The following is an 11524-nucleotide window of genomic DNA, read 5'->3' on the forward strand; positions in this document are numbered from 1 at the left end:
GTCGTTGGCCGCGTCGATCGCGGCGTCGGTGCGCTGGCCGTCCTCGGTGACGATGACCAGCGTCAGCACGCGGCCGAGAGTGGTCGCGCCACCCTCGTCACGCAGGCGGACCAGGCGCGAGTTGATCTGGGAGGTGGTGGTCGAGGGCAGGTCGATGATCACGGACGCCTCCAGTGCCTTCCGGTCCTGGCGGTCATCGCGTCCGCCGACGGCGGGCCCCAGGTTCCAGCCTTGTACTTCTCGAGCGCCGGCTCGTCCTTGCGCGCCCAGAACTCGAGCACCGGGTCGAGGATCTCCCAGGAGAGCTCGACCTCGTCGTTCTTCGGGAACAGCGACGGCTCACCGAGCAGCACGTCCAGCAGCAGCCGCTCGTAGGCCTCCGGCGACGACTCGGTGAACGAGTGGCCGTAGCCGAAGTCCATCGTGACGTCGCGGACCTCCATGGTGTTGCCCGGCACCTTCGACCCGAACCGGATCGTCACGCCCTCGTCCGGCTGAACCCGGACCACCAGGGCGTTCTGGCCGAGCTCCTCGGTCGCGGTGTCGTCGAACGGCAGGTGCGGCGCCCGCTTGAACACGACGGCCACCTCGGTGACGCGACGGCCGAGGCGCTTGCCGGTGCGCAGGTAGAACGGCACTCCCGCCCAGCGACGGGTGTTGACCTCGCAGGTGATCGCGCCGAACGTCTCGGTCTTCGACTCGGGCGAGAAACCGCCCTCCTCCAGCAGACCGGGCACCTTCTGGCCGCCCTGCCAGCCACCGGTGTACTGGCCGCGCGCGGTGGTCTCCTCGAACGGCTCCGCTGGACGCGTCGCCGAGAGGATCTTCACCTTCTCCGCGCGGAGGTCGGCCGGCTTGAACGAGACCGGCTCCTCCATCGCGATCAGCGCGAGCAGCTGCAGCAGGTGGTTCTGGATGACGTCACGCGTGGCGCCGATGCCGTCGTAGTAACCGGCGCGGCCACCGAGACCGATGTCCTCGGCCATGGTGATCTGCACGTGGTCGACGTAGTTCGAGTTCCAGATGGGTTCGTACAGCTGGTTCGCGAACCGCAGCGCCAGGATGTTCTGCACGGTCTCCTTGCCGAGGTAGTGGTCGATGCGGAACACCGACTCCTCGGGGAAGACCTCGTTGACGACCCGGTTCAGCTCCTTGGCCGACTTCAGGTCGTGGCCGAACGGCTTCTCGATGACGACCCGGCGCCACTGGTCGCCCTGTGCCTGCGCCAGACCCGCGCGCTTGAGCTGGTTGACCACCGTCGGGAACGCGCCGGGCGGGATCGACAGGTAGAACGCGTGGTTGCCGCCCGTGCCGCGCTCGGCGTCCAGAGCGGCCAGGCACGAGGCCAGGTTGTCGAACGACTGGTCGTCGTCGAACGTGCCCTGCACGAACCGGATGCCCTCGGCGAGCTGCTGCCAGACCGCCTCGTTGAACGGGGTCCGCGCGTGCTCCTTCACCGCGTCGTGCACGACCTTCATGAAGTCCTGGTCGGCCCAGTCGCGGCGGGCGAAGCCGACGAGACCGAAGCCCGGCGGCAGCAGACCCCGGTTCGCGAGGTCGTAGATCGCGGGCATCAGCTTCTTGCGCGACAGGTCACCGGTGACACCGAAGATGACCAGGGCGCTCGGGCCCGCGATGCGGGGCAGGCGCTTGTCGCGCGCGTCCCGCAGCGGGTTGCGCCACTTGTCGGATGTGGTCACGAGCCGTCCTCCTGGACTGCCTCGACGAGCTGGGCCAGACCTGCGATGCGGTCCTCGAGGTGCAACCGCAGCACCGGCCGGCCGTGTTCGGCCAGCACCTGACCGTCGCCGAGCGCCTGCGCGAGCTGCAGCTGCGCCAGCGTGTAGGGACGGCCGGGCACCTCCAGGTCGTCGCCGGACACGCCGGTGATCTGGATGAACACGCCGTTCTGGTGACCGCCCTTGTGGTACTGGCCGGTCGAGTGCAGGAAGCGTGGACCCCAGCCGAACGTGGTCTGCAGGTGCGTCCGCTTCGCGATCTCCGCACGGAGCAGCTCGAACGACGCGTCGTCGATCCTGTCCAAGTACGCCTGAACCGAGATGTAGCCGTGGTCGGGCGCCACTTCAACCAGCGCCGCAAGCGCTTCCGCGACGGTGTTCACCTTCCGCTGCGCCCAGTCGGTGCCGTGGCCCTCGACCGGTCCGTCCACAAAGGACGGCATGGTCGCGGCGACGGCGGGCGCGTCGAGCAGCGCGCGAGAGGCCTTCTTCGCGGCCTCGACGTCGGGCTGGTCGAACGGGTTGATGCCGAGCACCTTGCCGACGAGCGCGGTCGCGCACTCCCACAGCAGGAACTGCGCGCCCAGCTTGCCCTCGACCGCGACGTTGGCCGACCCGGTGGCCGGTCCGATCGCGACGGTGGTGGCATCCGAACGCGCGTCCACGAAACCGGGAGCGCCAGGACCCTCGACCACGACCGGCAGCAGGCCGGTGCCGTTCTTGCCGGTCGACTCGGCGATCAGCTGCTCAGCCCAGTCGCCGAACCCCACGATGCCGGAACCGGTGTCGGCGAAGATGATCTTCTCGGCGCCGTGCGCGTGCGCGGCACCGAAGATCGCGGCCAGCTGGACGGCCGGGTTGTCGACGGAGTCCTGCGACACCAGCTTCGCGACCTCGGCGGCGTCGTCGAGCAGCGACTCGACGTCGGCGCCGGCGAGGTAGGACGGCACCAGCCCGAACGCGGTCAGCGCCGAGTAACGGCCACCCACGTTCGGGTCTGCCAGGAACACCTTGCGGTAGCCCGCCTCCTCGGACGCCTTCTGCAACGGCGAGCCGGGGTCGGTGACCACCACGATGCGCGACGCGGCGTCGATGCCCGCGTCCGCGAAAGCCTTCTCGAAGATGCGCCGGTGGCTGTCGGTCTCGACGGTTCCACCGGACTTGGACGACACCACGATCACCGTGCGCTCGAGATCACCGGCGAGAGCGTCGGCGACCTGGGCGGGATCGGTGGTGTCCAGCACGACCAGCGGCACGTTCTGCGTCCGCGTGATCACCTCGGGGGCCAGCGACGAGCCACCCATACCGGCGAGCACGACGCGGTCGACGCCCTCGGCGTGCAGTGCGGTGCGCAGGGCCTTGAGCTCGGGGAGCAGTGAACGGGACGTCTCGTGCAACGTCGTCCACGAGAGGCGAATGCTCGCCTCGGACTCGGCTTCCGGCCCCCACAGGGTCGGGTCCTGCGCGGTCAGCTTGCTCGGCACCGAATCCGCGACCAGGTCAGCAGCGATCGTGCTGACCTGGTCGGCGTTCGGTGACCTCACGATTTCGACGGAGGTCACTTCGTGATCAGCCCTTCAGTTGAGCCAGTTGGTTCGTCACCGTCTCGAGCAACTCTTCCCAGGACTTCTCGAACTTCTCGACACCCTCGGTCTCCAGGACCTTGAACACGTCCTCGAGGTCGATTCCCACGGCGGCGAGCTTGTCGAACACCTCCTGGCCCTCAGCGGCGCGTCCGGTGACCGTGTCACCGACGATCTTGCCCCCGTCGGCGACGGCGTGCAGCGTCTTCTCCGGCATCGTGTTCACGACGTCGGTGACGACGAGCTGGTCGACGTAGAGGGTGGGGGAGTAGCTCGGGTCCTTCACACCGGTCGACGCCCACAGCGGACGCTGCGCGTTGGCGCCGTCCGCCTTGAGAGCCTCCCAGCGCTCGCCCTGGAACGTCTGCTCGAACGCTCCGTAGGCGATCCACGCGTTGGCGAGAGCGGCCTTGCCGCGCAACGCCTTCGTCTCATCCGTGCCGATCTTGTCGAGACGCTTGTCGATCTCGGTGTCCACACGGGACACGAAGAACGACGCGACCGAGTGGATCGAGCGCAGGTCGTGGCCGTTCGCCTTGGCCTGTTCGAGGCCCGCGATGTAGGCGTCCATGACGGCCTGGTAGCGCTCGGTCGAGAAGATCAGCGTGACGTTGACGCTGATGCCCTCGGCGATCGTCTTGGTGATCGCGGGCAGACCGGCCTCCGTGGCCGGGATCTTCACCAGCAGGTTCGGCCGGTCCACGGTCTTCCACAGGTCCTGAGCCTCGGCCACGGTCTTGTCCGTGTCGAACGCCAGGCGCGGGTCGACCTCGATGGAGACGCGGCCGTCCACACCGTTGGTCGAGTTGTAGATGTCGCGGAACTTGTCGCACGCGTTGCGCACGTCCGTCGTCGTGACCTCGCGGATGGTCGCCTCGGTGTCGGCGCCCCGGTTGGCGAGCTCGCGGACCTGCTCGTCGTAGGACTCGCCCTTCGACAACGCGCCCGCGAAGATCGTCGGGTTCGTCGTGACACCGACGACGTTCCAGTCGCGGATCAGCTCGTCCAGGTTGCCACTGGTGAGCCGCTCACGGGACAGGTCGTCGAGCCAGATCGAGACGCCCGCGCCGGACAATGCGACCAGGTTCTCCTTGCTCACTTGCTTCCCCTCACTCGCTCCAGCGAACGGCGCGCCGCGGCGACGACGTTCTCCGTCGTGAAGCCGAACTCCTTGAACAACGTCTGGTAGTCGGCCGAGGCACCGAAGTGGTCGATCGACACGATCTCGCCCGCGTCGCCGACGTAGCGGTACCACGGCTGCGCGATGCCGGCTTCGACAGCGACGCGCGCCTTCACCGACGACGGGATGACCGACTCGCGGTACTCGGCGTCCTGCTTCTCGAACCAGTCGATCGACGGCATGGAGACCACACGCACTGCAACGCCTTCGCCCTGCAGAACCTTTCCAGCCTCGTGTGCGATCTGCAGCTCGGAGCCCGTGCCGATGATCACGATCTCGGGGTTCTCGTCACCGAAGAGCACGTAGCCGCCGCGCTTCACGCCCTCGGCGGAGGTGCCCTCCAGCGTCGGGACGTTCTGGCGGGTCAGCGCGAGGCCGACCGGGCCGAACTGCTCCAGCGTCGCCTTCCACGCGTACGCGGTCTCGTTGCCGTCGCCGGGGCGGACGACCGCGAAGTCCGGGATCGCGCGCAGGGCGGCGAGGTGCTCGATCGGCTGGTGCGTCGGGCCGTCCTCGCCCAGGCCGATGGAGTCGTGCGTCCACACGTACGTGACCGCGGCCTGCATGATCGCCGCGAGCCGCACCGACGGGCGCATGTAGTCGGAGAACACGAGGAACGTGCCGCCGAACGGGCGGGTCGGGCCGTGCAGCGCGATGCCGTTGAGGATCGCGCCCATCGCGTGCTCGCGGACACCGAAGTGCAGCACGCGGCCGTACGGGTCGGCCTTCCACATGCCGGTGGAGATCGACTCCGGGCCGAACGACTTGGCGCCCTTGATCGTCGTCAGGTTCGACTCGGCCAGGTCGGCGGAACCGCCCCACAGCTCGGGCAGCGCGGCGGCGAGCGCGTTGATCACCTCGCCGGAGGCCTTGCGGGTCGGGACACCCTTGGCGTCCACCGGGTAGGACGGCAGCGCGTCCGCCCAGCCCTCGGGCAGCTGACGGGCGATCAGGCGGTCCAGCAGCTTCTTGTTCTCCGGGTTCGCCTGCGCCCATGCGTCGAACGACTTCGACCACTCGGCCTTGGCGTGCACTCCGCGCTTCACGACCTCGCGCGCGTGGTCCAGGACCTCGTCGGCGACCTCGAAGGTCTGCTCGGGGTCGAAACCGAGGATCTCCTTGGTGGCCTTGACCTCGTCGGCGCCCAGGGCGGCACCGTGCGCGGCACCGGTGTTCTGCTTGGTCGGCGCCGGGTAGCCGATGATCGTGCGGAGCAGGATGAACGAGGGGCGCTCGGTCTCCGCCTTCGCGTTCTCGATCGCCTCGAGGATGCCCTTGACGTTCTCGCCGGACTCCACGACCTGCACGTGCCAGCCGTAGGCTTCGTAGCGCTTCGCGGTGTCCTCGGACAGCGCGATCGTGGTGTCGTCCTCGATCGAGATCTTGTTGTCGTCGTAGAAGACGACCAGGTTGCCCAGCTGCTGCGTGCCGGCGAGCGAGGACGCCTCGGAGGTGACGCCCTCCTCGATGTCACCGTCGGAGGCGATCACGTAGATGTTGTGGTCGAACGGGCTCGTGCCCGGCGCGGCGTCCGGGTCGAACAGGCCGCGCTCGCGGCGGGCGGCCATCGCCATGCCGACCGCGGAGGCGAGACCGGAGCCCAGCGGGCCCGTCGTGATCTCGATGCCCCTGGTGTGACCGTGCTCGGGGTGGCCGGGGGTCTGGGAACCCCACGTGCGCAACGCCTTCAGGTCGTCCAGCTCCAGGCCGTAGCCGGAGAGGAACAGCTGCACGTACAGCGTCAGGCTGGAGTGGCCCGCGGACAGCACGAACCGGTCGCGGCCGATCCAGTCCGGGTCGGCGGGGTCGTGCCGCAGGACGCGCTGGAACAGCGTGTACGCCAGCGGCGCGAGGCTCATGGCCGTGCCGGGGTGCCCGTTGCCGACCTTCTGCACCGCATCCGCCGCGAGCAGTCGAGCGGTGTCGACGGCGCGCTTGTCCAGCTCCGTCCAGTCATCGGGCAGATCGGCCTTCGTGAGCCGGGTGATGTCGTCGGTGACGGTCACGGACTTACAGCTCCACTCTTGTCGCTAGGGCGGGCAGGCTTGATCGATCCCGAACGGCCTGACCCGCGTCTCTCCCTCGTCTTCCGGCCAGCCTAGTCCTGAGAGATTCGGATGTTGCTCTGAAAGGTCCCAGGCGGGTGTGTGCCGGGGCACACCAGCACCCGAACGGGCTGTGAATTCTTTGCGCGGTTACCATCAGTCGCTGGATTTCACACCTGTCTCGACACGAGGAGCGCCCCCGCGATGAGTGCCGTTCTCGAGGCTGCTTCCCGGTCGCCTCGCCAGGTCGTGGGCGCCTACGTGGCCCTCACCAAGCCGCGGGTCATCGAGCTCCTGCTGATCACCACGATCCCCGCGATGCTGCTCGCCCAGCGCGGCCTGCCGCCGCTGTGGCTGATCGCCTGCACCCTCACCGGCGGCACCCTCGCCGCGGGGTCGGCAAATGCCCTCAACTGCTTCGTCGACGCCGACATCGACTCGGTCATGAAGCGGACCACGGCCCGCCCGCTCGCCCAGAACACCATTCCGCCGCGCAACGCCCTGATCTTCGGCATCGTGCTCGGAATCGTCTCGTTCGCGTTCCTCTGGATCTTCGTCAACCTGATGTCGGCTGCCTTCGCGGTGGCGACGATCCTCTTCTACATCTTCGTCTACACGCTCGTTCTCAAGCGCCGCACCTCCCAGAACATCATCTGGGGCGGCATGGCGGGCTGCATGCCGGTGATCATCGGCTGGAGCGCGGTGACGGGCACGGTCGAGTGGCCGGCCCTGGTCATGTTCGGCGTCATCTTCTTCTGGACTCCGCCGCACACCTGGGCCCTCGCGATGAAGTTCAAGGAGGACTACGCCCGAGCAGGTGTGCCGATGCTGCCGGTGGTGGCCACAGCTCAGCAGGTGACGCGGCAGATCGTCATCTACAGCTGGATCACCGTCGTCTGCACGCTCGCCCTCGCTCCCGTCACCTCGTGGATCTACGTGGCTGTGGCGGCGCTGTCGGGCGTGTGGTTCGCCGTCTTCGCGCACAAGCTGCACAACGTTGTGCGCCGCGGCGGTTCCACGAACACCATGAAGTTCTTCCACATGTCGAACCTCTACCTGATGCTCGTGTTCTGCGGTCTCGCCGTGGACGCCGTGGTCGGGTTGCCGGTGCTTGCCTGGCCGTTCTAGCTGCACCTCCAGGCGTACGGCTGTGGCGCCCGTTGAGTTCACCGTCACCGGTGGTGAAGGTTCACCACTCGACTTCGTCGCAGCCCTGACGCCGATCAAGTCGTTCGTCGTCGTGACCGATCCCGGCGGCTGGGCGCAGGTCAGCCAGGGGCTCGCGATGGGCCACCCCGCGTCCACCGCGGTTGCGATGCGGGTGCGGGTGCTCCGGTTCGCCGTTCTGGACCTCCGGCACTTCCCGTCCGCCTCCGCGTTGCCGTCGATCACGGACGTGCCCGGCGACCTGGTGGCGTTGCACGACACGCGCTCCTGGGACTCGGCCCCGGTGGTCCGGGCCGTGCGCGGACTCGGACGGCCGGTCGTGCTCTTCACCGCCGCGCACACCTGGGTGTCCGATGTGGACTCAGAGTCCGTGCTGATGGGGTGGAGCGCGCCGCACGTGGTGATCGCCGTGCCTCGCGGTCCCGGCGAGGGACGGGTGGAGGACGTCGTCTTCCAGTTCCGGGAGCTGGAGCGGCGCCGGATGATCACCTACACCGCCTTGCCCGCACCGCCGCCGCCCGACGATCGTGCGGTGAGCGTCGTGGTCGCGTTGCCGGGTGCGACCGAGGGCATCGCCGGGGCGTTGCGGCCCGGTGCGGACTACGAGGTGTGGGTGCGCGTCGGGCCGCATCACGTGCCGTTGCCCGGCGACCTGGAGCTGCGGGCCGTGCTCGGCATGAACGGGCGCGCCGTGCAGTCCGAGGCGTTCGTGCTGCCGGCGGACGCGGCGAGCCCATGGGTGAGCTTCCCGGTCACGACCCCGTACGCGTCGGTGCCGTGGAGTGGTGAGCTGGTCATCTACCGCGGCGCGGTGCCGGTGCACGTCGAGCAGGTGGTGTTGCCGGTCGGGGGCGGCGAGTCCAAGACCCGGCTGCGTTTCCGGCTCTCGCGGACGTTCGCCGATCTCGAGCCGTTGTCGTCACGGGTGGCGTCGATCATGGTGCTCGGGCAACGGGCGTTGGTGGCGGCCGGTGGAGATCCGCACTGGGTCAGTCTGGACGGCGGCTGCGAGCTGCCACCCGTGTCCGGGATGGATCCCTGGTACGGCAAGGACTTCCCGGCGTTCTGCGCGGATCTCGCCGGACTGGCGGTGCGGGGTGCGGCGCTGCACGGGCGGCTGTTTCCCGACGGCGGTGTGGTCCGGCGCGGTGCGGTGATCACGGTGGCCGGCGAGACTCGCGTGCCGTGGGCCTCGGTGTACGACCTGCCGTTCGCCGACGGGCCGTACCGGGTGTGCGCGTCCCTGCAGCGGTTCGGGCCGTTCGGGGTCGGCGGAGCGGTGCCGCCGGGCTGTCCTGAGCCGGATCACAGCGGGAACGTGTTGTGCCCCTTCGGTTTCTGGGGCCTGTCGAGCGTGCTGGAGCAGCCGGCGGGGCCGCTGGCGTGGCAGGTGGCGCCGCGGTCGCGCCCGGTCGAGGTGGCGATGGCCGTCGATCCCGGGCTGGACAGGACGCTCACCCAGCGGCACGTCGCCGAGCTGATGTCGTTCCTGCCGCCGGAGTCGATCTCGTCCGCCTACGTCAGTCCGCCGGAACTGGCACGTGCGTTGTCGGACGAGCGTGCGGACGTCATGCACCTGGTCTACGACGAGCGCGCTCTGGACGCCGTGGACGTCGACGGCTGGCCGCACCGGCCGTTGGTCGTGATGACGTCACCAGCCGCGCATCTCGTCGACGCCTTCGTGAACCAGGCGGGTGCCGCGGGCGTGATCTGCCCCGAGGTCGCCGTGGACCAGGGCATGGCGGGGTGGGTGAGCGGCATGGTGCTGGCCCGGCTCGCGGAGGGGATGAGCGCGGGGGAGGCGTTGCGGCGGACGCGCTGGGAGATGCTCGGCCGCGGCAACGTCATGGGGCTCGCGTACACCCTGCACGCCGGTGCGGACCTGCGGCTGCACTGACCCTCACCACGGCCTGCTCAGGACGCCACCTTGGTCAGCAGGTCCTCGACGCACGGGTCGTCGAGGGACTCGACGATGCACTTCCACAACGAGAGGTTCGTCTCGGCCCACTTCGTGTAGGTCGCGGCGGCCTCCGCGTCGTAGAAGTAGTAGCCGTCGTCGGCCTTGCCCACCTGCTCGCCCACGATCTTGTACGCAAGCTCGCGCAGCGTGATCCCGTTCTCCTGGAGGTACTTGTGCGCCAGGACGACAGGCGTGACCGGGAGCGCCTTGAACAGCGTGTCGGCGTCGGACAGCGCCTGCGCCTCCAGCGAGATGTCCCGGTGGCGGGTGCGCATCTCGGCCTCGACGACGATGTTCTCGATCCACTCGATGTCGCCGACGCACACACCGGCGACGAAGAGGACCTTCCTGCGCAGTGCCTCGCCGTCGGTCGGCAGCGAGTTGCGGCGGACCATGTAGTTCAGGTCGTGCACCAGCGCGGCGACCTCGACGATGTCCTTCGCTGCACCGTTGCGCGCGGCGAAGTGCACCGCCTTGTCGCGGACGAAGCTCACGTGGTGCCAGCCGTGGAACTGCAGCTTCGCGGCCAGGTCCTCGCACAGCCGCCTCACGCGCTGCTCCACGTCCGCGATGACGGAGCTCGGAATCGTTGTGCGCGTACGCATCATCAGCCCTCCCGCCGGGTGGGCTGATGGTAAGCGTGCTACGGGTGCCTCCGTAGGGCTTCAGAGCTGGTTCGTCAGATCCTCCAGTCGGTCCTCGACCGGCACGTGCCGGTGGCTGATCCCGGTGTCCGGGTCGTAGCTGAGGCTCCACGGCGTGACGGCACGTGACTTGACCAGGAACGTCATGGTCCCGTCGGCCGCGCGGGGGATGCGGTGGAACTCGTGCGCGAGCAACGTGCCGGTGGTGCCTTCAGGGCACTGGATGCGTTGGGTGAGCTCCGTGCCGACGACCGTGCGGCCACCGACGCCGAGCCGGGCGTCGAAACGTTCGTGCAGGTAGGCGCCGCTCAGGATGGTGGTGCAGAAGTGGTACCGGTGGTTGTGGACGGAGTCCGCGTACCCGGTCCGCCAGTCCGACAGCGGTTTGTACTCGTGCAGCCAGAACGTGAACGGTTCGTCCGGTTCGTCCCTCAAGCACCACGCGAAGTGCGTCGTCGTCTCGCGGGAATGCGCGATCACCCAGGTCGCCTCCTGGGGTGTGAGCCCGTCGATGTACGCGCGAAGCTCCTTGCGCAGCTTCGGCCGGGCCGCCCACTCGCGAAACCACGTGCCGACGTCGGCCCAGTGGTCCACGACGGGGAATTCGGCGCACTTCACCCGAGCGGCGAGCTCCTCGAGCGCGGACAACCCGGTGAACTCGGCTAGCAAGATCGATCAGCTCCTCAACTGAGCGGATGTGGAGAATTCCCGGCGGAATGCGTGGAACTTCTCCTCGAGTTCGGAGAACCCGTCTTGTGTGAGAGTTTCGCCGGTGATCTTCTCGAACAGCGCCAGGAAGTCGTTGCGTGTCGTTCCCGGCGTGATGACGAAGTGATAGCCGGCCTTGGAATTGCTGATCCGCAGGAACTCCGCGCGTTCCATCGCGTACAGGAACGAGCTCTCGGTGAACCTGAGGGTCCGCGGATACGGCCTGAGCACTCCCGCGGTGTTGCTGTAGAGCGTCAGCCAGGCGCTGTCGTCGAACAGCTCGAGCCGATCGAGCGGCGGGTCGGAAACGATCGTGACGTCGATCCTGTTGCACCGGCTCCGCGCGGCGTAGAGGCCGACGAGCCCGATGCTGATCTGTTCCTTGAGCCTTTTCTGGATCCGGGCACGAGGTCGTGCAGCAGGCGCACAGGATGCACTTCGTGGTGTCGTCGAAACGCTCGCGGTCGGCGGCCGACTGGATGCGCTCGCGCGTCGGCT

General features: G+C 68.4%; 8 protein-coding genes and 2 pseudogenes. 2 read left to right on the forward strand and 8 right to left on the reverse strand.

Features of this window, described 5'->3' with window-relative positions; genetic code table 11:
- The 5 genes and pseudogenes from FXN61_RS53610 to tkt form a co-directional block, all read right to left on the reverse strand.
- Positions 1 to 162, reverse strand: a pseudogene (locus FXN61_RS53610) (glucose-6-phosphate dehydrogenase assembly protein OpcA); the annotation flags it as partial.
- Entirely contained in the window at positions 159 to 1700 is a 1542-nt protein-coding gene (gene zwf, locus FXN61_RS41000; protein ID WP_167979256.1) for a glucose-6-phosphate dehydrogenase, read from the reverse strand. The pseudogene FXN61_RS53610 and the gene zwf, both read right to left, overlap by 4 nt.
- On the reverse strand, positions 1697 to 3283 hold the full coding sequence (locus tag FXN61_RS41005) for a phosphoglucose isomerase-related protein (RefSeq protein ID WP_312878391.1): 1587 nt from the start codon (positions 3281 to 3283) through the stop codon (positions 1697 to 1699). The genes zwf and FXN61_RS41005 overlap by 4 nt, the downstream gene beginning before the upstream one ends.
- A 25-nt stretch (positions 3284 to 3308) precedes the next feature.
- Positions 3309 to 4421 carry a transaldolase gene (gene tal / locus FXN61_RS41010; RefSeq protein ID WP_167979258.1) on the reverse strand — a complete coding sequence of 371 codons (1113 nt, stop codon included), beginning with the start codon at positions 4419 to 4421 and terminating at the stop codon, positions 3309 to 3311.
- Entirely contained in the window at positions 4418 to 6508 is a 2091-nt protein-coding gene (gene tkt / locus FXN61_RS41015; RefSeq protein WP_167979259.1) for a transketolase, read from the reverse strand. Before tkt ends, tal begins: the two co-directional genes overlap by 4 nt.
- A 243-nt stretch (positions 6509 to 6751) precedes the next feature.
- Here tkt and FXN61_RS41020 point away from each other — a divergent pair, with 243 nt between their 5' ends.
- Together FXN61_RS41020 and FXN61_RS41025 are read left to right on the forward strand one after the other, a co-directional pair.
- Positions 6752 to 7675, forward strand: coding sequence for a heme o synthase (locus FXN61_RS41020; protein WP_167979260.1), 924 nt, complete (start codon positions 6752 to 6754; stop codon positions 7673 to 7675).
- Between the two features lie 22 nt (positions 7676 to 7697).
- Complete coding sequence (locus FXN61_RS41025; protein WP_167979261.1) at positions 7698 to 9611, forward strand: hypothetical protein; 1914 nt, start codon at positions 7698 to 7700, stop codon at positions 9609 to 9611.
- A 17-nt stretch (positions 9612 to 9628) separates the two neighbouring features.
- Here the strand turns inward: FXN61_RS41025 and FXN61_RS41030 are convergent, their stop codons facing one another.
- From FXN61_RS41030 to FXN61_RS41040, 3 genes and pseudogenes are all read right to left on the reverse strand, one after another.
- Positions 9629 to 10279: an HD domain-containing protein gene (locus tag FXN61_RS41030; RefSeq protein WP_167979263.1), complete on the reverse strand. Its 651-nt coding sequence runs from the start codon at positions 10277 to 10279 to the stop codon at positions 9629 to 9631.
- A 60-nt stretch (positions 10280 to 10339) separates the two neighbouring features.
- Positions 10340 to 10987 carry a hypothetical protein gene (locus FXN61_RS41035; protein WP_167979262.1) on the reverse strand — a complete coding sequence of 216 codons (648 nt, stop codon included), beginning with the start codon at positions 10985 to 10987 and terminating at the stop codon, positions 10340 to 10342.
- 6 nt (positions 10988 to 10993) lie between these two features.
- Positions 10994 to 11524 (reverse strand): annotated as a pseudogene (locus FXN61_RS41040) (hypothetical protein); the annotation flags it as partial.

The organism is Lentzea indica (assembly GCF_012184385.1).
In the GTDB taxonomy this organism is placed as follows: domain Bacteria; phylum Actinomycetota; class Actinomycetes; order Mycobacteriales; family Pseudonocardiaceae; genus Lentzea; species Lentzea indica.